Origin of the sequence: Pseudomonas sp. N40(2020) (genome assembly GCF_014472415.1) — a bacterium.
GTDB lineage: Bacteria > Pseudomonadota > Gammaproteobacteria > Pseudomonadales > Pseudomonadaceae > Aquipseudomonas.
Map to the genome: position 1 here is coordinate 77,840 of NZ_JACSZV010000011.1, position 22,358 is coordinate 100,197.

The 22,358-nt window shown below is 59.2% G+C and carries 19 protein-coding genes; 9 read left to right on the forward strand and 10 right to left on the reverse strand.

Annotated features, from left to right (window positions below):
- The first annotated feature begins 182 nt into the window (after positions 1 to 182).
- On the forward strand, positions 183 to 1,223 hold the full coding sequence (locus tag IAI51_RS10115) for an Ldh family oxidoreductase (protein ID WP_187678343.1): 1,041 nt from the start codon (positions 183 to 185) through the stop codon (positions 1,221 to 1,223).
- A 60-nt stretch (positions 1,224 to 1,283) separates the two neighbouring features.
- On the opposite strand, the gene IAI51_RS10120 is transcribed toward IAI51_RS10115, so the two are convergent.
- On the reverse strand, positions 1,284 to 1,601 hold the full coding sequence (locus IAI51_RS10120) for a YqjD family protein (protein ID WP_187678344.1): 318 nt from the start codon (positions 1,599 to 1,601) through the stop codon (positions 1,284 to 1,286).
- Positions 1,602 to 1,755: 154 nt separating this feature from the next.
- On the opposite strand from IAI51_RS10120, the gene IAI51_RS10125 reads away from it, so the two are divergent.
- Complete coding sequence (locus tag IAI51_RS10125) at positions 1,756 to 2,010, forward strand: hypothetical protein (protein ID WP_187678345.1); 255 nt, start codon at positions 1,756 to 1,758, stop codon at positions 2,008 to 2,010.
- A 7-nt stretch (positions 2,011 to 2,017) separates the two neighbouring features.
- Here IAI51_RS10125 and IAI51_RS10130 read toward each other — a convergent pair whose 3' ends face one another.
- Positions 2,018 to 2,932: a LysR family transcriptional regulator gene (locus IAI51_RS10130; RefSeq protein ID WP_187678346.1), complete on the reverse strand. Its 915-nt coding sequence runs from the start codon at positions 2,930 to 2,932 to the stop codon at positions 2,018 to 2,020.
- A gap of 84 nt (positions 2,933 to 3,016) precedes the next feature.
- On the opposite strand from IAI51_RS10130, the gene IAI51_RS10135 reads away from it, so the two are divergent.
- Positions 3,017 to 3,940, forward strand: a complete 924-nt coding sequence (locus tag IAI51_RS10135; RefSeq protein ID WP_187678347.1) for a carbon-nitrogen hydrolase family protein — start codon at positions 3,017 to 3,019, stop codon at positions 3,938 to 3,940.
- A gap of 57 nt (positions 3,941 to 3,997) precedes the next feature.
- Here IAI51_RS10135 and IAI51_RS10140 read toward each other — a convergent pair whose 3' ends face one another.
- From IAI51_RS10140 to IAI51_RS10155, 4 genes are all read right to left on the reverse strand, one after another.
- Positions 3,998 to 4,546 carry a GNAT family N-acetyltransferase gene (locus IAI51_RS10140; RefSeq protein ID WP_187678348.1) on the reverse strand — a complete coding sequence of 183 codons (549 nt, stop codon included), beginning with the start codon at positions 4,544 to 4,546 and terminating at the stop codon, positions 3,998 to 4,000.
- 53 nt (positions 4,547 to 4,599) lie between these two features.
- On the reverse strand, positions 4,600 to 5,073 hold the full coding sequence (locus IAI51_RS10145) for an LEA type 2 family protein (protein WP_187678349.1): 474 nt from the start codon (positions 5,071 to 5,073) through the stop codon (positions 4,600 to 4,602).
- 66 nt (positions 5,074 to 5,139) lie between these two features.
- Positions 5,140 to 6,606 (reverse strand): nucleobase:cation symporter-2 family protein, encoded by a 1,467-nt coding sequence (locus tag IAI51_RS10150; protein ID WP_187678350.1) that lies wholly within the window; start codon positions 6,604 to 6,606, stop codon positions 5,140 to 5,142.
- A gap of 182 nt (positions 6,607 to 6,788) precedes the next feature.
- Positions 6,789 to 7,682, reverse strand: a complete 894-nt coding sequence (locus tag IAI51_RS10155; RefSeq protein WP_187678351.1) for a LysR family transcriptional regulator — start codon at positions 7,680 to 7,682, stop codon at positions 6,789 to 6,791.
- A gap of 99 nt (positions 7,683 to 7,781) precedes the next feature.
- Between IAI51_RS10155 and IAI51_RS10160 the strand changes: the two genes are divergently transcribed.
- From IAI51_RS10160 to IAI51_RS10180, 5 genes are all read left to right on the forward strand, one after another.
- Positions 7,782 to 8,873 carry a polyamine ABC transporter substrate-binding protein gene (locus IAI51_RS10160; protein WP_187678352.1) on the forward strand — a complete coding sequence of 364 codons (1,092 nt, stop codon included), beginning with the start codon at positions 7,782 to 7,784 and terminating at the stop codon, positions 8,871 to 8,873.
- Positions 8,874 to 8,890: 17 nt separating this feature from the next.
- Positions 8,891 to 9,850, forward strand: a complete 960-nt coding sequence (gene speB / locus IAI51_RS10165; protein ID WP_187678353.1) for an agmatinase — start codon at positions 8,891 to 8,893, stop codon at positions 9,848 to 9,850.
- 93 nt (positions 9,851 to 9,943) lie between these two features.
- The gene (gene zapE, locus IAI51_RS10170) at positions 9,944 to 11,062 is read left to right on the forward strand and encodes a cell division protein ZapE (RefSeq protein ID WP_187678354.1); all 1,119 of its coding nucleotides are present in this window, start codon (positions 9,944 to 9,946) and stop codon (positions 11,060 to 11,062) included.
- A 17-nt stretch (positions 11,063 to 11,079) separates the two neighbouring features.
- Positions 11,080 to 11,661: a DinB family protein gene (locus IAI51_RS10175; protein ID WP_187678355.1), complete on the forward strand. Its 582-nt coding sequence runs from the start codon at positions 11,080 to 11,082 to the stop codon at positions 11,659 to 11,661.
- A gap of 99 nt (positions 11,662 to 11,760) precedes the next feature.
- A complete protein-coding gene (locus IAI51_RS10180) occupies positions 11,761 to 12,258 on the forward strand; it encodes a GNAT family N-acetyltransferase (RefSeq protein WP_187678356.1) in 498 nt (165 codons plus the stop codon).
- Positions 12,259 to 12,342: 84 nt separating this feature from the next.
- Here IAI51_RS10180 and IAI51_RS10185 read toward each other — a convergent pair whose 3' ends face one another.
- The 3 genes from IAI51_RS10185 to IAI51_RS10195 all read right to left on the reverse strand — a co-directional run bounded on the left by IAI51_RS10185 (position 12,343) and on the right by IAI51_RS10195 (position 16,833).
- Entirely contained in the window at positions 12,343 to 12,552 is a 210-nt protein-coding gene (locus IAI51_RS10185) for a hypothetical protein (RefSeq protein WP_187678357.1), read from the reverse strand.
- Between the two features lie 139 nt (positions 12,553 to 12,691).
- Positions 12,692 to 14,938: a TonB-dependent siderophore receptor gene (locus tag IAI51_RS10190; protein WP_187678358.1), complete on the reverse strand. Its 2,247-nt coding sequence runs from the start codon at positions 14,936 to 14,938 to the stop codon at positions 12,692 to 12,694.
- A 146-nt stretch (positions 14,939 to 15,084) separates the two neighbouring features.
- The gene (locus IAI51_RS10195; protein WP_187678359.1) at positions 15,085 to 16,833 is read right to left on the reverse strand and encodes a phosphoethanolamine transferase CptA; all 1,749 of its coding nucleotides are present in this window, start codon (positions 16,831 to 16,833) and stop codon (positions 15,085 to 15,087) included.
- A 184-nt stretch (positions 16,834 to 17,017) separates the two neighbouring features.
- Between IAI51_RS10195 and IAI51_RS10200 the strand changes: the two genes are divergently transcribed.
- Positions 17,018 to 21,913, forward strand: coding sequence for a dermonecrotic toxin domain-containing protein (locus IAI51_RS10200; RefSeq protein WP_187678360.1), 4,896 nt, complete (start codon positions 17,018 to 17,020; stop codon positions 21,911 to 21,913).
- 34 nt (positions 21,914 to 21,947) lie between these two features.
- Here IAI51_RS10200 and IAI51_RS10205 read toward each other — a convergent pair whose 3' ends face one another.
- On the reverse strand, positions 21,948 to 22,157 hold the full coding sequence (locus tag IAI51_RS10205) for a DUF6026 family protein (RefSeq protein ID WP_187678361.1): 210 nt from the start codon (positions 22,155 to 22,157) through the stop codon (positions 21,948 to 21,950).
- Positions 22,158 to 22,358: the final 201 nt, after the last annotated feature.

Below are 22,358 nucleotides of genomic sequence, written 5' to 3' on the forward strand. Positions count from 1 at the left end.
GAAAGGAGGCCCAAGACTAGGAGGAGAGGTCGACGCCGAGGTGGTAGATAGTTATCGCTTGGCAGGTGTTGCAGGCATTGCTGCCGTCCAAGGGTTGACAGGGGGCGGGGGCGGCGTGGTTAATCGCTGGGCAAGTTGTCCGTACGCTGTTGTTCCCTCCAATAATCATTCTGGAGCTTCAGATGTCTGCGCCAAACAATTCTGTGTCTTCTGCTGTCTCGTCCTCGTTAACCCTCGAAGCGCTGACGCAAATGCTTGAAACGATTTTTCTGCGCCATGGCACGTCCACCGAAGTCGCCCAGGTGCTGGCCGCCAACTGCGCCGGAGCCGAACGCGATGGCGCCCACAGCCATGGCGTATTCCGGATTCCTGGCTACGTCTCGACCCTAAACAGCGGCTGGGTCAACGGGCACGCCGTGCCACAGGTTGAAGATGTTGCCAGCGGGTTTGTACGTGTCGATGCCGGCAATGGTTTTGCCCAGCCTGCGTTGGCAGCTGCGCGGCCTTTGCTGGTGGAAAAGGCGCGTAGCGCCGGGATCGCCGTGTTGGCGATTCGCAACTCGCATCACTTTGCCGCGCTGTGGCCGGATGTCGAGCCTTTCGCCGATGAAGGACTGGTGGCGCTCAGTGTCGTCAACAGCATGACCTGCGTAGTGCCACACGGCGCCGATCGCCCCTTGTTCGGGACCAATCCGATTGCCTTTGCCGCGCCACGGGCCGGTGCCGCGCCGATTGTCTTTGATCTGGCGACCAGTGCCATCGCCCATGGCGACGTGCAGATCGCTGCGCGCAAAGGCGAAAGACTGGCGCCCGGGATGGGCGTTGACAGCCTCGGTCAGCCGACCCAGGACCCCAAGGCAATTCTTGAAGGCGGGGCGTTGTTGCCGTTTGGCGGCCACAAGGGCTCGGCGCTGTCGATGATGGTTGAGCTGTTGGCGGCGGCGTTGACCGGCGGCAATTTTTCTTTTGAATTCGATTGGTCAAACCATCCGGGTGCGAAAACACCGTGGACCGGGCAGTTGCTGATCGTGATCGACCCGAGCAAGGCGGCCGGGCAGGGTTTTGCCGAGCGCAGTGAGGAACTGGTGCGGCAGATGCACGGGGTCGGGCTTAAACGATTGCCGGGTGATCGTCGGCATTTGCAGCGGGCGAAGTCGCAGGTCGAGGGTGTCGTGCTGGATGAACAGACACTGGTGCAGTTGCGGGAACTGGCCGGTTATTGAGTTTTCGGCAGGCATGAAAAAGGCGAGCCTACAGGCTCGCCTTTTTTATTACGCTGAGGCTCAGCGACGGCCAAGCAACAAGCCGACCACCAGACCGAAACCGGCGGAGATCGCCACGGTCTGCCAAGGATGACCGCCGATGTAGCTTTCGGTGGCCTCGACAGCGGGTTTGGTACGGTCGCGCACGCTGGAGACCGAATCCAGCGCCTGTTGCAGCTTCAGTGCGATTTGCCCGCGCAGGCTCTCCGCTTCTTCGCCGACCAGTGATGCGCTGCTCTTGAGCAGTTTGTCCGACTCTTCGATCAGAGCCTGAAGTTCGCTGAAGGCTTGATCCTTGATTTGCTCTTCGGCGGCTTGCACGGCGGATTTCCGGGCCATTGGGTGACTCCTTGCAGTTGAATGGACAGTGATCAATGGAGTGTGGCGCTTTGTAAAAAGTTGCACTGAATTTAGGTCAGGAATAAAAACCTGCGCGGGAGATTTCCGTCGAGCGTGTAAGATGTCGCCATTTTACGCAGCAGGATAATTCCCCATGAGTTTCAATCTGGCCGACAAATCCCTCGCAGAGCGCGCCGCGCTGGAAGACGAGAAATCCCGTCTGTTCGAACTCTGGCAGAACAATCTGGGCAAAGCCAAAGGTGAAGCCGCGCGCTTGTTCGGCGAACGCGCAAAGCGCAAGGGCAAATGGGCCGAGTGGGTGCGCGCGGAACTGGACGGCATGTCGCCGCCGGAGTTTGCCAACATGGTGCGCAGTGAAATCAATCGTTTGATGGCGGCGAGCAAGTAACGCCGTTTCAGCCCTGGGTGAAGCACGCGACAATCGCCTCGCGAACCTTCACCACCACCGGATCGATCTGCGTGCTGGTGCGCCAGCCCAGTTCGATCGGGTAGCGCGGCAAGGCCAGCGGGCAGGGCAGCAGCGTCAGCCCGTTGAGCGCGGCGATGCTCTCGGCGGCATGCGTCGGAATCGTCGCCACGGCCTGGCTGCCCTTTAGCAAATACGGCAACGCAGCAAAATGCGTGGTCGAGGCGCACACCCGGCGACTCAAGCCCAACGCCGCCAGCCCTTCATCGGTGATCCCGATAAAACCACCCGACGACACCAGCAGGTGATCGCGGGCGACGAACTCCTCCAGATCGATCTGCTGCTGGCCGGGCGCAAGGCTCGCCGGGTCCACCAGGCACGCATAGCCCCCTTCACCCAACACCTGACGGCTGAGCAAGCGTTCAGCGAACCCGCCGGCGGTGATTGCCAGATCGATGCTGCGCTCCATCAGTGCGCGAGCGACGATCTGGCTGTGGGTCTGGCGGAAGATCAGCCGCAGTTTCGGTGCGCTGCGGGCGAGTTCCTCGATCAACCGTCGGCCATAGGCAATTTCGAAGTCGTCCGATAGCCCTACGGTGACTGAACGACCGTCGTAGTGATTGGCTGCCGGATCAATCATCGCCAGGCTCTGCCGGCATTTGTTCAGTGCATCGCTGACCACCGGTTTCAACTGATTGGCCTTGAGCGTCGGCGCCAGTCCGCGTCCGGTGCGCACGAACAATTGATCGCGATAGACATCCCGCAAACGCCGCAGCGCCGCACTGACCGCCGATTGCGTCACGCCAAGGCGCAGTGCGGCGCGGCTGGCGCTGGATTCCTCATGCAGGGCTTCGAAGACTTTCAGCAGGTTGAGGTCGACTTCGGCGATATTCATATGGCTCATATCATTCAGCAGTGATCGGGTCTTTATTCATGATCGCTGTGCGCTGGAGAATCAGCAACACTTGATACTGACGGAGTCATCGTGATGCCAAAATCAATTGTTGCAGCGCTGCAGATCGGTGCCTTGCCCGGTGGCAAGGGCGAAACCCTGGAGCAGATTCTGGGCTGGGAAGCGGCGATCATCGAGTCCGGCGCGGCATTGGTGGTGATGCCGGAAGCGTTGCTCGGCGGTTATCCGAAAGGTGAGGGATTCGGCACGCAACTGGGTTATCGATTGCCGGAGGGGCGTGAGGCATTTGCACGGTATTTTGCCAATGCCATTGATGTGCCGGGTGCGGAAACCGAAGCGCTGGCCGGTTTGTCGGCCCGCACCGGGGCCAATCTGGTGATCGGCGTGATCGAGCGTGCCGGCAGCACCCTGTATTGCACGGCGTTGTACTTCGATCCGCAGGGCGGTCTGGTCGCCAAACACCGAAAACTGATGCCCACCGGCACGGAGCGACTGATCTGGGGCAAGGGCGACGGTTCGACGTTGCCGGTGCTCGACAGCCAGGTCGGCAAGCTCGGTGCGGTGGTGTGCTGGGAAAACATGATGCCGTTGCTGCGCACGGCGATGTACGCCAAGGGCGTTGAAGTCTGGTGCGCGCCGACCGTGGATGAGCGCGAGATGTGGCAGGTCAGCATGCGCCATATCGCCCATGAGGGACGCTGTTTTGTGGTCAGTGCTTGTCAGGTGCAGGCATCGCCGGATGAACTGGGGGTGGCGATTGCCAATTGGCCAGCGGATCGACCGCTGATTGCCGGGGGCAGCGTGATTGTCGGGCCAATGGGCGATGTGCTTGCGGGGCCGTTGCGCGAGGAGGCGGGGTTGCTGACTGCTGAAATCGATACGGATGAGCTGGTGCGTGCTCGGTATGACTATGACGTGGTCGGCCACTATGCGCGGCCGGATGTCTTCGAATTGTCTGTGGACGAACGCGCCAAGCCGGGTGTGCGTTTCAACACATAATTCCTGTCACTTGAAACCCTGTAGGAGCAGCCTTCGGCAGCTCCACAGGGGCGGGGTTCAGTGTTGAGTGCTCTGCCATTCCTCACGAGTGATTTCCCAGATTTCCCGAGGAAGTCGGCCGCTGACAAAGTTGTCTTCATCGGTACGTATCAAGCGCATCCCCGCACGCTCGGAGAGTCTGCGCGAGCCAATATTCGGTGCCGCTTTCGGCACACGCATCAGCGGGCGGTCGAGGGTTTTGAACCAGTAGTCAGTCACCGCCACACTGGCTTCGGTCATCAGGCCCTGGCCTTGCCACGCCGGCGCGAGCCAGAATCCACGGTTGTTGTCCTGTTGATCCATCAGGCTGATATTGCCGATCAACTGCTGCGGCGAGGCCTTCAGGCGAATCGACCAATGCCACTCCTTGCCAGCCACCATCGCTGGCAGCGCTATGTCACGCAAATAGGTGAGGGCGCCATCGTCCGGGTAGGGCCAAGGGACAGCGGCGTTGAGGTATCTCACCACTTCCCAGTGCGCAAACTGTTGCTGTACGGCCTCGGCATCTGCCAATTGCAAAGGGCGCAGGATCAGCCGTTCGGTATACAGCGTGGGTGTGTCTTCCATAAACCTGAGGCCTCCATGAGTGTCTTTGATAGACGTGCGAAGCTAACGCATTTTTACCAGGTCGCGGCGCTGGCCTTGGGCAGGCTGAGCTTGCCGCTGTCGGTAAAGCGCATGGTGCCGAACAGCCCGCCGGCGAGTTTGCCGCGCAGCACGTAGGGCAGGTTGTCGAGGGTCTGCGTCTGGCTCAGGCCGAGGGTCTGGCGTAGCACGGAGAATGCGGAAACGCTGACCGGTACGCTGACGATGGCTTCAGAGAAACGCCCGATGGTGCCGCTCTGATCGCTCACGCCCGAGGCCAGCGAGTGGCCGTTGACTTCCAGATCCAGGGCAATGCCGTTGTAGTCGATGGCGGTTTCGTTGGGGTTCTGCACGCGCAGCTTGATGGCGAAACGTACTTCAAGATCCTGGCTGGTCAATGGCTCGATGCCGACCACATTGATATTCACCGGATCGCGATTGGGGAACAGCGCACAGGCACTGAGGGACAACAGCAGTAGCGACAGGATGACGGCGTGCAGACGGCGCATAAACAGTCTCTCAACAAAAAAGGGCTGAACCGTTACCGGCGCAGCCCTTTTTCGCAGGCGTCGCTTTTAACGGTTCAACTGTGCGACAGCCGCTGACGAGGCAGGTTCACCTTTGGCCGGGACATCCGGGTTTTCCATGACCTGAAGAATAGAGGCTTCCGGGTCGAAGTCGTCTTCTTCCAGTTCGATGAATTCTTCCGGCAGGAAGATGTTCAGCACGATAGCGCACAACGCCCCGACGGTGATTGGCGATTCGAAGATGTTACGCAGCGCTTGTGGCAGCTCGCGCAGGACTTCCGGCACGGCGGCAATGCCCAGGCCCATACCCAGGGAGATCGCCACGATCAGCATGTTGCGTCGATGCAGGCCAGCCTCGGCGAGGATCTTGATCCCGGCCACGGCGACGGTGCCGAACATCACCAGTTCCGCGCCGCCGAGTACCGGTTTCGGCATCAGTTGCAGCACCGCACCGATCATCGGGAACAGCCCCAACACCACCAGCAGGCCAGCGATAAAGAAAGCGACGTAGCGGCTGGCCACGCCGGTCAACTGAATCACGCCGTTGTTCTGCGCAAAAGTCACCATCGGCATGCTGTTGAATACGGCGGCCATGGCCGAGTTGAGACCGTCGGCGAGCAGCCCGGACTTGATCCGGCGGATGTACAACGGGCCTTTGACCGGTTGCCGGGAGATCATCGAGTTGGCGGTCAGATCACCGGCAGCTTCCAGCGGCGACACGAGGAAGATCACTGCCACCGGCACGAACGCCACCCAATCGAAATTGAAGCCGTACTTGAACGGCACCGGCACGCTGACCAGAGGCACTTCAGGCAGGCTGGCAAAATCCACGGTGCCCATCAGCCACGCGACCACGTAGCCTAGGGTCAGGCCGATTACAATCGCGCCCAACCGCAGGAACGGCACGTCGACGCGGTTCAACACCACGATGGTGCCGAGCACCAACGCTGCCAGAAACACATGGCTGGCCGCGCCCAGATCGGCCGCGCCGAAACCGCCGGCAATGTCGGTCATCGCCACTTTGATCAGCGACAGGCCCATCAACGTAATGATCGTGCCCGTGACCACCGGGGTGATCAGCATGCGCAGCTTGCCGATGAACTGGCTCAGCACCACTTCAATGAATGCTGCGAAAAAGCACACACCAAAAATTGTCGAGAGGATTTCATCGGTGCCACCACCGCGAGCCTTGACCATGAAACCGGCGCTGAGAATCACGCTGATAAAGGAAAAACTCGTGCCTTGCAGGCACAACAACCCCGAGCCGACCGGGCCGAACCGCTTGGCCTGCACGAAGGTGCCGAGTCCGGAAACGAACAGCGCCATGCTGATCAGGTAAGGGATTTCACTTTGCAGGCCGAGGGCGCCGCCCATGATCAGGGTCGGGGTGATGATGCCTACGAAGCTCGCCAACACGTGTTGCAGCGCGGCAAACACGGTAGCAGTGAGGTGCGGACGGTCGTTGAGGCCGTAGATCAGATCGTTGTTGCGTGGGGCTTTTTCAGAGGCGGTCATGGTGATTTGCGTGCCGTGAGGCGGGGCCGGGTCAGAAAATGGAGGCGCAGAATGCCGGAAGAGGGCGGCGAGGGCAATGCAATAAAACTGCCTGAAAGGTCAGGTTTTATTGGGCGAGGAAGGTTTATCCATCTGTAGGAGCTGCCGAAGGCTCGGGCCGCGTTCGGACGATCTTTTAATCTTCAAGCAAACGCAGCAAGCAAATCCTCTTCAAAGGCAATCTGCGCATCCCCGGGTACCTGCGCACGGTGCCGAGCCAGATGAAACGCCACGTCAAAACTCAACTCGCCCTCGCGCACGGGCCGCAACAAGCCCTTTTCCTGCCAGCCACGCGCATAGTGATCGGGCAGATAACCGACATGCTTGCCCGACAAAATAAACGCCAGCGTGCCCTCGACCTGCTCCGAACGCGCCGAGCAGTGTTTTCCCTGAAACGGCTCATCAAACCGCAAAAACCGATACGGATGATCGACCCGGTCACAGGCCTCGATCGCGGCATCACTGGGCGCAATGTCGGTGAACAACGGATGACCCGGCGCGCAATACAAGTGCTGTGTCTCGCTGAACAACTGGCGGTAGTCGAACGCGCTTTGCACCTGCGAGAAATAGCCGATCGCCAGATCCAGCCGCTGTTGCAATAGCAAACGCTCCATTTCGCCGGGCATGGCGCTGATCAACTCGATGCGCACCGATTCATCCCGTTCCCGGAAGCGGCGGATGGCTTCGGCCACCCGTTGAAGCACCGATTGGTCGACCGCTTCGGAAATACCCAGGCGCACTTCACCGATCAAACGCCCGGCGACGCCGTAGGATTGATGGCGGAAGGTTTCAATCGATTCGAACAGGGTGCGAACAGCGATCAGCAATTGCTCGCCCTTGGGCGTAACACTGAAACCGCCCTTGCCACGGCTGCACAGGCGATAGCCGAGGCGAGTTTCCAGTTTGGCCATTTGTTGGCTGATGCTCGACTGGCTCAAGCCCAGTTCGCCTTGCGCTGCACTGAACCCGCCGCACTCGACCACCCGGACGAACAGGCGCAACAGCTGCAGGTCGACATCGTGAAGCTGCCCGAGCATCACATTACTCCGCAATAAAGTCAGGTTAATAAACTTGGAATTTTGCCAATGTATCCGAGCGCGCATCCTGTCACCACTTCCTCCGGTCAGGTGTTCGTCATGGCTCCCGTGTTCAAGCTGTGTTTCCCCACGCTGTTGCTGTCCGTGGTCATCAATGCTCAGGCCGAGGACAAAACCCTCAATCTCTATAGTTGGGCCGACTACGTGCCGCCGCAGACCTTGCAGCGCTTCGAGCAGGAAACCGGCATCCACGTGCGCTACGACACGTTTGATAGCGCTGAGGTGCTGGAAACCAAGTTGCTCACCGGCGGTAGCGGTTACGACGTGGTCGTGCCGTCCTCCAGCGTATTGGCCCGTGGGCTGGCGGCCGGAGCACTAAAAGAGATTCCTCACGATGGACTCAAGGGCTACGCCAATCTCGACCCCGATCTGCTGGAGAAACTCGCCGCCGTCGATCCTGGCAATCGCTACGGCGTGCCTTATACCTGGGGCACGCTCGGTCTGGGCATCAACGTCGAGGCGGTGAAACAACGTCTGCCAGACGTGCCGTTGAACAGCCTCGACTTACTTTTCAAGCCTGAATATGCGAGCAAGCTCAAGGACTGCGGCATCGCGATGCTCGATTCGCCGCAGGAAGTCATCGGGCTGGCGCTGCACTACCTCGGTAAAGATCCCTACAGCACCGACAAGCAGGATCTGGCCGCCGCCGAGGCGTTGTTACAGAAACTTCAACCATCGGTGCTCTATGTTGCGACCGGGCGCCAGATCAACGATCTGGCCAGCGGCAACGTGTGTCTGGCGCTGACGTACAACGGTGACGCGAGCATGGCGGCCGACCAGGCGCGCAAGGCCAACAAACCGTACGAAGTCGCCTACCGCATTCCAAGGGAAGGCACGCTGATCTGGCAGGACAACCTGGCGATCCCCAAAGACGCGCCCCATCCCAAGGCGGCGCGGGCGTTCATCGAGTTCATGCTGCGCCCCGATTCGGTGGCCGAACTGACCAACACCCTGTTTTTTGCCAACGCCAATCAGTCCGCGACACCGCTGGTGGATGCGGCGGTGCGCAACGATCCGGATATCTACCCACCGACCGACGTGCGCGAACGGCTCTACGCCGACCGCAGCATGAACCTCAAGGACATGCGTCAGCGTACGCGTCTGTGGACCACTTTCCGTAGCCATCAATAACAACAAGGAGCACACCGATGGATCAGCCCATGCTCAATGACCAGGCCCTGACCCGTGACAGCCTGTTCGGCACTGCCGCCGAAAGCACCTACGCCGGGATTACCAGTTTCATGCGCCGCCGCTATAGTCGTGACTTGCGCGGTGTCGACGTGGCGGTCAGCGGCGTGCCGTTCGACACCGCCACCAGCAACCGTCCGGGCGCGCGCTTCGGGCCACGGGGGATTCGCGCAGCGTCCAGCGGCATTGCCTGGGAACGCCACTGGCCGTGGGCATTTGATCCTTTCGATCATCTGGCAGTGATCGATTACGGCGATTGTGATTTCGATTACGGCTCGCCGCACACCATCCCGGAAAGCATTGAGGCCCACGCTGAATATATTCTCAGTGCCGGCAGCGCCATGCTCACGTTCGGTGGCGACCACTTCATCAGCTATCCGCTGCTCAAGGCCCACGCACGCAAGCACGGCACGCTGTCGCTGATCCACTTCGATGCGCACAGCGATACCTGGCCGGACGAGGAGGGTAAACGGGTCGATCATGGCACCATGTTCTGGCATGCCGCGCGGGAAGGTTTGGTAGACCCGGCGCGTTCGGTGCAGATCGGTTTGCGCACTACCAACGATGATCATCAGGGCTTTCAGGTACTCGACGCCCGACAGGTGCATCGGCAAGGCTGCGAGGCGATTGTCGAGGCGATCCGGGCACGGGTGGGCGACAACCCGGTGTACCTGACATTCGACATCGACTGCCTTGACCCGGCATTTGCCCCGGGGACCGGAACGCCGGTGTGCGGCGGATTGAGCACCGTGCAAGCGCTGGAAATTCTCGGCGGCCTGCGCGGCATTAATCTGGTGGGCATGGACGTAGTGGAAGTTGCGCCGGCCTACGATCACGCGGAAGTCACCTCGCTTGCGGCGGCGACATTGGCCATGGAAATGCTCTGCCTCTACGCCGCCAGGCACAAAGTCGATCTCTGAAGCCCACAAAAACCTGTGTAAGAGCTGCCGAAGGCTCGGGCAGTTCCTACAGGGGATGTTTGGGCTGCAGGGCATCGTGGCATACTGGCGCGCATGACTTTCGACTCCCCGCTAAGCGCCTGGCAGCACGCCATCGAACACAAGGGTTTCATCCAGGATGAGGCTCAGGAGCATGCCGTCTTTGCGCTGCAAAAATGCCATGAAGCCTTGCACACCGGCGCTCGATCGATCACCGGGGTGTATTTGTGGGGGCCGGTCGGACGCGGCAAGACCTGGCTGATGGATCAGTTCTATCAGAGCCTGCGGGTGCCGGCGCGGCGTCAGCATTTCCATCACTTCATGGGCTGGGTGCACCAACGTTCATTTCAGTTGACCGGGATCGCCGATCCCTTGCGCGCATTGGCCAAAGAGCTGGCGGCAGAGGTGCGGGTACTCTGCTTCGACGAACTGTTCGTCAACGACATCGGCGATGCGATCATTCTCGGGCGATTGTTTCAGGTGATGTTCGACGAAGGCGTGGTGGTGGTCTGTACGTCCAACCTGCCACCGGATGATTTGTACGCCGACGGCTTCAATCGCGACCGTTTCGTCCCGGCGATCGCCGCGATCAAGGCGCATATGCATGTGGTTGCGGTAAACGGCGTCGAGGATCATCGTTTGCATCCGGGGGCGATCCAGCAGCGCTATTTTGTTGCCCCTCCCGAGGGCGTCAGCGCATTAGATGAAGTCTTCAAAACGCTGACGGCCGGTCAATCGTCCAGCGCCGAGCCGGTGCCGGTTGGCCATCGCGTGTTGAACGTGGTGCAGGCCAGTGAAACCGTGCTGTGGTGCCGTTACGCTGATCTGTGCGAGCAACCGTTCGCCGCGATGGATTTCATCGCACTGTGCGACACCTATCGGGCTATTCTTTTGAGCGACGTGCCGAACCTCAGCGCACAGAAGCGCGAAGGGCGCATCGCTCGCGGCACCGAAGACGGCGCCCAGCGGGTGGTGGCGGGTGATCGCGAGTTGCCGCAGTTGTCGGTTCACGACGATGGCGTCCGGCGGTTCATCGCGCTGGTCGACGAGTGCTACGACCGCAAGGTACCGCTGTACATCGAGGCACACGCGGCCATGGACGCGCTGTACACCGAGGGCTATCTGGAATTCCCGTTCCGGCGGACCCTCAGCCGTTTGCAAGAGATGCAGTTGCAGCGCTTTGCCGAAGCTTGAGTGAAGAGGGCGCATACATGACTCAGCCGCTATCCCATCATCTGCTGACCATGGCTTACCAGAATGCCTGGGCCAATCACCGCTTGGCCAAGGCATGGACGCAACTCGACGACGCAGCACTGACAGCGCCACGGGTGAGTTTCTTTCCCGGCATCCGCCTGACCCTCAATCACATCCTGACGTGCGACTGGTTCTACGTGGATGCGCTGGAGCGCGAGTTGCGCGCTGATGAGCCACACCCGGACTGTTATGTGTTTTTCAACGCTGACGAACCGTTTACCGACGCTGCTCGATTGCGCGAAGAACAGGCCCATGTAGACCGGCGGCTGATCGCTTATTGCGAGCAACTGCGCGATGCCGATCTTGGACGTATCGTGACAATCGCCCGCGATACCCCGCAGCACGACAGTCGTCTGCGCATGCTTTCGCATCTGTTCGAGCACCAGATCCATCACCGGGGTCAGGTCCACGCGATGCTCAGTGACACATCGGTGAAGCCTCCGCAACTGGATGAGTTTTTCTGCGTAGGCGAGGCCGGATTACGAGCCGTGGATTTCGCAGAACTGGGCTGGACCGAGGAGCTGGTCTGGGGGCATTGATCTTTTGATTTTGCTTTTCGCATCACGCTCGCGCTAAGGTCGCAGAGCCTTTCAGCAAGCACTTTGCGCGTTGGGGCTTTTGTGTGTTTGGGGATGGAAATGGATTCCGCTGAAATTCTTGTGCTTCAAGCCAGTTACACCAATCCACTGCACGCCGAGGCCATCGGCGTGGTGCTCAATCACTATGCAGAAGACCCCATGGGCGGCGGTCACCCGATCGACCCTGAATTGCTGCGCCGGTTGCCTGAAGAACTGGCGCGGCGAGCGCATGCATTCAGCGTGCTGGCGTTTGTCGGCGGCGAGCCGGCCGGGCTGGTGAACTGCTTCGAGGGCTTTTCCACCTTCGCCTGCAAGCCGTTGGTCAACGTCCACGATGTGGCGGTGATGAGCAAGTTTCGCGGTTTGGGGCTGAGTCAGAAAATGCTGCGCAAGGTCGAGGAAATCGCCCGGCAGCGCGGCTGCTGCAAGATCACTCTTGAAGTCTTGGAAGGCAATGCAATTGCGCAAAACGCCTACAGCAAGTTCGGCTTTGCGCCTGGTATGTTCGACCCGAATCACGGGCGCATGCTGTTCTGGATCAAGGATCTGCAGGCATAAAAAAGGCGCCCGAAAAGGGCGCCCAACTGTCATCTCCCCATCCTGCGCACAGTCGTGGGAGGTTCATCGGTTGCTCGATAAAACTCAGTCGCGATAGGACTCGGTCACTTGCGCCGTCTGATCGGCTGGAACCCGGATTTCTTTCGCTTTGACGTCGCTCGATTGCTCGCTTTGCGCGTGGTGTACCGGCAAGTTGTCGTAGTAATAGCGCATGCGTTCTGCGCCACCTTCGGCGAAGGCGCTGGCGGAACCAAGGGCGAGTAGCCCGGCAAGGATTGCAGTGGTGATTTTCATGGTGCCTCCTACTGAACAAGTGGGAGCCGTTCGTCCATGAAGCAGACTTCGGGAGGAAGTTTGTGCGGCGGGAATTAACTCGGAGTTAACACCTGTTGGAGGAGGGTTATCCCCCAACAGGTTAAGTCTTGCAGCGCTGTCAGAGCTTCCAGTCCAGACTCAACGTCACGGTTCGCGGATCGCCCCAGTACACGCCGTTGTAGAAACCGACGTTCTCGTAATACTTCTTGTCGAACAGGTTGTCGACGTTCAGCGAGGCCGAGAGGTTTTTGTCGATGGCATAGCGCGACATCAACTTGACCACGGTGTAAGCGCCCTGGTTGATCCGGGTGCTTTCAGTGATGAACTTACCGGCTGCATCGCGACCGACGGGGCGTTTCGCATCGCCATAGATGCTGCTTTGCCAGTTCACCGCACCGCCCACGGTCAATGCCTGCCAGTTGCCCGGCAAACGATACGCCGTGGAAATGCGCAACAGGTTCAGCGGCGCCTTTTCATTGGTGCGCTGTTTATCGCCGTTTACCGAATGGGTGTAGGTGTAACCGGCAGTCATGTTCCAGCCGTCGAGGATTTCGCCGGAGACCTCGGCTTCGAAGCCGTTGACCTTGTTGCCCTTGCCGCCGGATTTGTAGAACTCTTCGCCAGTGGCCGGATCCGGCGGGACGGAATTGTCACGCTCGGCAACGTTCTCCTGCTTGCTCCAGAACAGCGCCGTTGCAACGTTCAGCCGCTCTTGCAGCAAGCTGCCCTTGAGCCCCACTTCGTAGTTGCTGCCAACCACCGGTTCCAGGTATTTGCGGCTGCTGTCGCGGTTGTTCTGCGGTTTGAAAATATCGGTGTAGCTGACGTAAGCGGTGTATTGCGGGGTCAAGTCGTAGAGCAGGCCGGCATAGGGGGTCCAGATGTCGTTCTGCTGCTGATGAGTCGTGTCAACGCGGGTCAGTTGCCGGTTATCGTCATAGTAGTAATCGGCATTTTTGCCTTCCCAACTGCCGTAACGACTGCCGATCACGGCATGCAAATCGTCAGTCAGGCTCAGGCGCGTGGCAACGTAGCCGGCCTTTTGCCGGGTGCTGCCTCTTGAACCGGTCAAATCGCTGACGGTGTCGGGGAATTTGCCGATATTGCCCATGTACTTCCAGTCGCGGATCTTGCCGTAATCGGCGGGAAGACTGCCGGTGAAGGTTTTCGGGGCATAGGAGCGGTGTTCGGCTTCGCCATAACCGAGCATCAATTCGTGCTCGCGGCCGAGCAGCGAATAAGGACCAGAGACGTTGAAGTCATAGACGCTCATTTTCTGCGTGCCGATCATGTGCGAGGTGTAGGCGACGATGCCGCTGCGGTCAGCCTCGGGATAACCGGCGCCGCCGTAGTAGATCTTGCCGTCGACATCGCTGGTGCGGTGGGTGTAGGCCGCTTTCACACGCCAGCCTCCCGCCAGTTCCTGATCAAGGGTGGCGAACGCGGTTTTATCCTTGAGTGGCCAAGAGCTCCAGGACGTCGCCATGTTGGTCGAACGGCCCAGTTTTGCCTTGCTGCCGTCGGCATTCCAATAGGGCACGGTACCCCATGACGACCCTTGCACCTGTTTATCCTGATAGTCATAACCCACCGCCAGCACGGTGGAATCAGTCAAGTCTGCTTCAAGAATCCCGTAGCCGACCTCACGTTGCAGCGCGTACTTGTCGCGGATCGACTGGCTGTCGCGATAGGCCATTACCGTGCGGCCACGCAGGCGACCATCGAAGGCCAGCGGGCCGCCAACATCCACGTAGCTGTAGTAATTGTCGTAACTACCGCCGCTGACCCCGGCCAGCGCCTGCCATTGCGCCGTCGGACGCTTGCGCACCATGTTGATGGTCGCCGAAGGATCGCCTGCGCCGGTGGTCAGGCCGGTTGCACCGCGAACCACTTCGATGCGGTCGTAAATGATGGTGTCGGCATCGGTCTTCATGCGATCGAAGGTGTTGAGCATTCCGTCGATCTGGAAGTTGGTGATCGAATAGCCGCGCGACGAATAGTTGACCCGATCCGAGTCAAGGTGCTGCACCACCACGCCAGTGGTCTGACCCATGGCCTCGGACAATGTACCGAGCTTGAAATCATCCATTTGCTGGCGGGTGACCACGGACACCGATTGCGGGGTTTCCTTGATCGACAGGTTCATCCGCGTCGCGGTACTCATGGCACCGGTGGTGTAGGCGTCGGTGTTTTCGGTGTTGCTGCCAAGGCCTTGGGCGGTGACGCTGGTTGATGCCAGTTCCAACGCCGTGGCGGCAGGCTCCGACTGTTTTTCCGCTTCGGATTCCGCCAGCAGATCGGGGCTCAGTGCGGCGCCGCAGAGGCCGAGCGTGAGGGTCATGGAACGGGTAATGGGCGCGAACATCGCAGCCGACTCCTTGTCTTCGAGGGAAAAATTCCGTTTGTTCAAAGACGAAGCGCAGTTCTGCGATTTAGTATCAAACGAGAAATATTGTTATTTGAAAATGTTGCAGGCATGAAAAAGGGGCCGGTTTCGGCCCCTTCGCGGTATTACTTTTGCGCGACATCCGCGGGTGCGGGTGAGGCGGGTTTCGGCTTCATCAGGCTGAAATCAATCAGCGCTCGCTGGTCAGTTTGATACGGGTCGCCGATCAGCAGTGGACGAACCTTGAAGCTGTCGCTCACCAGGCTCTTGCTGCGGTCCAGTTCATCGAAACTCAAACCGGCCATGTCGGCCCAGGTGTGGATCAGGTGCGAGCTGCTGTACGGTCGCTGCAGGTCGGCAGCGAAGTTCCAGTCATGGTTTTCCTTCCATTTCGGCGAGGCCCAGGCCATGAACGGAATGGTATACATCGGCGCCGTCGGTTTGTTTTCGTTACGGCCAAGGGTTTTGTGGCCGACCGAGTCGAACACGTCTTCGCCGTGGTCAGAAAGATACAGCAGGAAACCGTTCGGATCGGATTTGGCGTAATCCTTGATCAGGCTCGACACGACAAAGTCGTTGTACAGCACGGCGTTGTCGTAGCTGTTGTAGGTCGGCACCTGGTCGTCACGCACGCCGGCCGGTACCCCGTTGCGGTCCTTGAACTTGTCGAAGGTCGGCGGATAACGGTACTGATAGCTCATGTGGGTGCCGAGCAGATGCACAACGATCAACTTGCGCGGCGCCGCATCAGCCAGGGCCTTGTTGAACGGCTCGATCACGTCGCCATCGTACTGGGCGGCGTTCTGATTACGGTTGTTGTTCAGGTATACCTGCTCGTCAGCCTGCTCGGAGAAGGTCGTGAGCATGGTGTTGCGCTTGGTCATGGTCTGCTGGTTGGTGATCCAGAAGGTCTTGTACCCCGCCTGTTTCATCATGCTGACCAGCGAAGGCGTGGACAGGTACAGATCCGGATTTTCTTCGTCAGCGAACGTCAGTACTTGCTGCAACGCCTCGATGGTGTAAGGACGCGGGGTGACGACGTTGTCGAATACCGCCAGTTGATCCTTGAGCTTGTCCAGTTCCGGTGTGGTGTCACGCTGGTAGCCGTACAGGCTCATGCGCTGACGATTGGTCGACTCACCAATCACCAGCACCAGGGTCGATGGCTGATCGGCCGAGGCAATCTTGAGGTTTTTCAGTGGCGGGATCTTGCTCGCGCTATGCAGCATGCCCTGCATGTCAGCCAGTGTGTCGAGATAGCGGTGATACGCCACGGCCATTTGCCATGGCACGGCTGGCTCGATGCGGGTTTCGAACTTCTCGAAACCCTGAGCGAAGGTGCCCATGCGCAGGGTTTGCTTGACCAGCGGATAGCCGACCACCGCGATCACGATGGCGGCGGCAGCGACCATGGCCCGGCCACGGGGCATGTACACCGGGCGCAGGCGAGTCCACAGGAAATAGGCAAACGCGGTATGAGCGAGGAACGCCGGAACCATCCACCAGGCGAAGTACTGGGTCATGTACTCGCCGGCTTCGGACACGTTCGATTCGAACATGATGAAGATGACGCTCTGGGAAAACTCCTGCTGGTAGATAAAGAAGTAGCCCAGGCTGGCCATCGAACAGGCCCACAGCACCAGACCGATTATGCCGGCAAGCAGTTTTGTGCGCTTGGGGAAGAGCAGCATCGGAGCCAGCCAGATCGCGCTCATCACGAACGCCTGACGGAACCCGGTGAAACCGGAGGTGCCGGTGATCTGAATCAGCAGTTGGGTAATGCCGGAAAAGTACCAGAAGAACACAAACAGCCAGAGGAAACCGGCCCAGTCGAAACCTGTCGCAGACTTGGGGCTGCGTTTAAACATCGTCATTCAACACTCCACTCAATTGACTCGCGCACGCGCGGCGAACGCGCGTGTCGGGCACCGACGGCTGCATAGGCATCCATAGTTACCCTGATTATCCGTAAAAACGTGTGAAAAGTTTGTGAGTTACAACCGTCGACGGGTGTGGCGGTAACGGGATACCGCACCGACAGATTGGCATTCGGGTTTTATGGGTGAAGCACAGGCCGACGACCTGCGATTTTCCCCAACTTGGCAGAATCACGAAATGAACGGACTTCCCCCCGTCACATCCCGACTAGAAACCGCTGGAGTTTTTCAGCGAGCTGTCGCCCAGGCTTTCAGTGGCCGGCCGATAGTGATAACAGCCGCCCTCAAGCAGTTCACTGCGGCGCTGCACCGGCTTTACTCCAGCCTTGATATCGATGTCCTGAGCGCTACTGTCCATGTGCCACGCTGGGATAGCGGGCACGAGCGCGACAATTTACTCCCCGACAATGTGGGCTATGGTGCCACGCACAGCACTGTGCCGCTGTTTGAAATCATGATTCACAGCATTACTGGTAAAGCGTCGTTGTTTTTTACGCGCGGGCACTTTCTCACCGATGGCGACGAAAAGCGCTTGAACGTCGATATGCGTGACATCGAAATGTTACTGCGTGCGCTACCTGAAGTGATGCTCGAGGCGATGCAATCTGCGCTCGTACAGTTCTGGAGCGAACCGTGTACAGAAAGTACGCGACGCTGGCAATGGCTCAGTGATCTTTTTAAAGGTGCATTGCTGATCAGCCTCAGCGCCGGGCAGAGCACGCTGAAGCTGGATAGGGAACAAATGCTGACGTTGCGCCAAATAGCGCACTGCCCGGAGAAGAGCGCGAGGATTGCGGCTTATGGTGCCGATTGTACCGAAGCCTTTCTGGTGACTTACAGCCACGGCGAGGACGCGATGGCGCAGACGAAGCTCGGTGCTGAAATCCTCGCAACACGCACAGTCGAAGGCCGGCAAATCGTATTGTCGTTCGGGATCGCAGGGCGGATCGCCGCGTTCGACTCCTTGCAGGCGTTTGCCGATGCACGGGGAGCTGATTATCCGATGGCGAAGGCCGGGCAGGTGCTCGAAGTCCAGCCTTGGATGATGAGTGGCGACGCCTTCGTTTCGCTGGCGCAAGCCATTCTGGAAGACCAATTGCAGCGCGTGGCGCAGATGGGTGACTTTATCGGCGCGGACCTGGCAGCGCTTGAGCGCCAGTACGCGCTCATCAGCGATACCGCGGCGCTTTTTGCCTTGCCGGAGCTGGGCGACGTGCAGTCCGGTTTGCTGGATTCCGTCCTTAACCAACAACCGGATTGGCTGGCGCAGGCCACGCCCGACGAATTGCTGACCTACAGCGGTTATTTACTGGAACTGGCGGCGCTGCAACAAGCCACCGACGGTAAAGCCTTTGATCACGACATCGACAGTGCCTCGGCTTTCGCAAAAAAAGCCCTCGAAGGGGCAATGGCACATTTCGGCGAGGTGTTCGATCCGGACGTGCTGCAGGTCTCGCAAAGCCATTACCTGGCCGACGCCCCCGGTGTGCCGACCGGGAGTGTGGTCGTCGAAACCGAGAGCCTGACCCAACGAGCACTGCGGAATCTGGGTGGATTGACCCATGCCACCACGGCGTTGCGCAACCAGGACGACTCGCCACTGCCGGACTGGGTCAACGAGCAGACAGTGCGTGAACTGATTTCGCGTGCAGATATCGGGCTGGGTTACCCACAAATGGTTCGGCGCGAGCTGCTGGATGATCTCGACAAACGCAGCGAGCGAGAGAAGTCTTTCTGCGATCAGCTACGGGTGCAGTTGCCGATGTTGGCCCTTGAATACGCGATCACCAGCCAAGGCGGGATGACGGTCGCCGGCTATCGCTACATCGCTGCCGCCATGCAAACCGATCCACTTGCTCGCAGCGTCGATGGGCAACCGGTCGTCGTCCGTCCGTTGGCCTTTGAACTCGAAGAAGCCAATCGGACAGACGCCATCCACGACATGTTCATTATCGGCCCTGAGGATGTCAGTCGCGGGCCTCACGTGCTGTACCGTCCGCTGTATTCGCCGGCGCTGCTGGAGTTTGCATCCTGGTCGGCATTGCTGAACACCATTCGCAGCGACGCAGCGTTATCCAAAACGATCATCGACTGGATGGCGCCGGAGGCGCGCAAGGTCTATCGAAACTGCGGGTTTATCGAACCACATTTGCCGAGAATCATGTTTGATGTCGATTTCCCGACGTGGGTGGCACCCGTATCGCCTGAGCTGCGTGAACAGGTCATGGCCGGGGATTGGCTGGCGGGCCTTTATCTGGCCCATGCGGAGGTTCTCGTGCAGCTTGCGGACGATCAAACCGTGTCCGATGCCGAGTATCGCTGGGCGGTTCTGCTCGGATTGGGCCGTCAGGCATTTGATGTGCTGCTGGGCGGCATCATGCCCTATGTGCGGGGTCCGGCAGCGGCGGTGGGCTGGGTGTTGACCCTGGAGCTGGGCGTCCTGCAGGCCTTGCAGTCACTGGACAAGGGCGAAACCACGCCGGCGAAACTGTTGTTGTTCAATGTGCTGAGCCAGCTCGCCGTTGCAATGCTGGTGCATCGATTTACCTCTGGTGCGAGGAATGCGCCGAGCGTATTGCCCAGCACACACAAGACCGTACCGCCAATATCCGTGAGCTTTACGCCATCATCCGGCAATACAGCCGGGATGTTGTCATCGACGCTGGATTTTTCCAGCGATCCACCGAGACAGACTCGTCTGGCACTGGAACGCTTTATCAGTGCGTCAGTGCAGAATATCGGCCCTGTTGTCGACATCCCGCCGTGGCCAGGCATTGAGGTGCGCGAGGGCCGCTGGTATGCCCGCGTTCCGGGCCGGATCGCGGGCTGGGGCTGGGCACGGGTCATGCCTGCCGAAAACGCAAACGTGGTAATGCTCGATCACACCGGAGCGCCGGTCAAATGGCTGCAGCTGCGCAACAACGGAGAGGGTTTATGGGACATTGCCCCCGAATTTCGTGTGCGTCATGGTGGCCGTGTGGCCAGTCGCCTCAGTGCCTACGTGTGGGGCGATCCTCAACTCAACGCCGAGCGCGCGGCCAGAGAAAACAAGTTGCAGACGCTCAAGGAACAAAGGGCGGAGCTGGACAAGACGATCTTCAATGCCCGAGATATCACCAACGCCAGGCACCTTGAATTCCAGAAAGAAGCCACTCGGCTCAACGAGGCGCAGAAGGGCGCTGCCGAGTCTGAAGGTGCAGCATTGGCGCAGTACAAGCGTGACATGGCGTCTTCTGTGCAGAAGTTGCGCATCATCAATCAGGCCAGAATCAAGGCCCACGCAGCGTATATCGACTTGCAGCTCAAGTATCTGGCGCAACTGGAAAAGGTTCGGCCAGTGCTTGCCGCCGACGAGCATTACCTTCGCGAAGAGCGCTTCAATTATCTTGAAGAAAAGCTGGTGCGTTACGGCATGACGGAAGTCGCACTGGAAAGCGCTTCCGGCACGCTGCCGGAACTGGGATTTACCAAGGAAAACGTTTTTCCTCTGGCTTACGATACGCCAGTGTCCCCAGAGGGGATTCCCTACAACGCCTTGCTGGAAGTACGCAAACGGATCCTCAAGTATTACCCGCAGCGCATAGAGGTCAGTCAGAATCTCGAAGAAACGATGGCCGAACTGGCGTCAGTGGATGAGCAGTTTTTCCAGGGGCGGCGGGCGGTGAAGCACATTGAGTATTTCAACAAGCGCTGGCAGACCACCGATGGCCTCAGGGCGTTCGAACTGGTCTCTATTCGTGGCGCTTTGACTGGCGATCCAGCGCAGGAACCGAGCATGTTCGAAATCGCGGGTATGGATGGTCTCAGCCAGATTCCTGTCGGACGTGTGACCGCGAACCTCCTGGAACTCGATTCTACGGAGGGATTTACTCCTATTGAGCGCACGCTCTTGCTCAGGGACGCCATCCGTCACTTCAGCGATGCCGAGGCGTTTGCGCATTACCTTGAACGGGTGCCGGGCACCACGTCCTACGTGCCCGAGGATTTTGTCAGCCGGTTTCTTGCGCGAATAAAGGTTTTTCGCGCCAAGGCCGAAGAGGATCTGGCGAAGCTGGCTCGCTCGCAGATGGCGGGCGGCGAACCGGAAGCGCCCGGCGTGAGCGGAGCAAAGCCGCGCGCCAAACTCATCCGCAGCGCCAGCAGGCGAGTCATCGAAACGACCGATGGCGTCGTTATGGGCGAGTCAAGTGAAGATGAGGGTGAGCCGGATGAAACGGTTGTCGCTGTCGACCCCTATACCCGCAAGCGCACCACCTATTATCGGCACGATGAATCCGAGACGGTTTACAGGGCTCGACAGGTTGAAACGCCTTCGCCCGAACTGCCCGTGACCAGGCCAGCACCGGCGCTGAACAAGTTGCTCAAGGACGCGCGATCGTTACTGGACGGGGTTGACGCACTCAAGGCTCGGGTGGGTCAGACGGCCAACCGGCCGATGGAACCAAAAAGCCAGGAAGAAATTCTTGAGCGTCAGGCGAACAAACTCAAGCAAAGCGCCGCAGATTTGAGTGGCAGGCTTGATCAGTTTCCCCTGGCGCAACGCGAGGTCGTCAATGGGGTCTGCCGGCAATTGCTGGAGGGCAGTCAAAACCTCCTGGATGAAGGGGGGCGTCTGCGCATTCAAGGTGCGCGTAGCCTGCCGCCGACAGTAGGGAATCTGGAGTATCTGCTGGAGAAGGGCGAAGTGCGTATCGGCAATTCGAGCTGGACGGACAAGTCCACGGCTTCTGGCGGGCCAGACTTTCTGCTGGAATTTGAAGTGCTCGATGAGAAAAGCCTGTCGAACCGCAAGCACAAGTTGCTGTGGTACGCGCACTTCCATTGCCGGACAAGAAACACCCGCACTTTGAGAAAGGGGCATCTGAAATTGGCAGCACTGAGATACAAGACTTACGCCGACCAGTTGCGCGAAGCGCAGTTCAGCCAGGTAGAGGCGATAGAAAGTGCCAATATCAACAGCAGCGTGGCGGCGAGGCTTTTTTTCAAGCGTCTGCCGCCAGCAGACCAGTCAACGTGATTTGACCGGCCAAGCCTTGTTTGACCTGCCCGGATTATCCGTGGCGGGTCCGGCTGTTGGGGAGCGCGGCTTTTTTTGTGGTTGGCAGGCGCCTTTCGGCCGGCTGCAGCGCTTGCAGGCGCTCTTGCAGAAGGGCTACTTCGCCCTGAAGGCGGTCGCGCTCTGCCTTGAGTTCGCGCAATTCGTCGCGACGAAGGGTGACGTAAAGAGTCTGTGGAGGTAGTGCGTTAACAACTGTGCCCATTGCTCACCTCGCAAATGGCGTGTCTCAACTGTAAATAGCCCCCGTTCTGGGTTGCTGACTTACTATCGGCACCAATTTTGGTTTCTTTTGCCCCTCAAGGGAACTTTTTTATTTTTCATGGTCGGTGTGTCTTCGGCACGATTCAGGGCGTTATCAGTCTGAATCGGGCACAATGCCCGGAAACTTCATCCCGACGCTCTG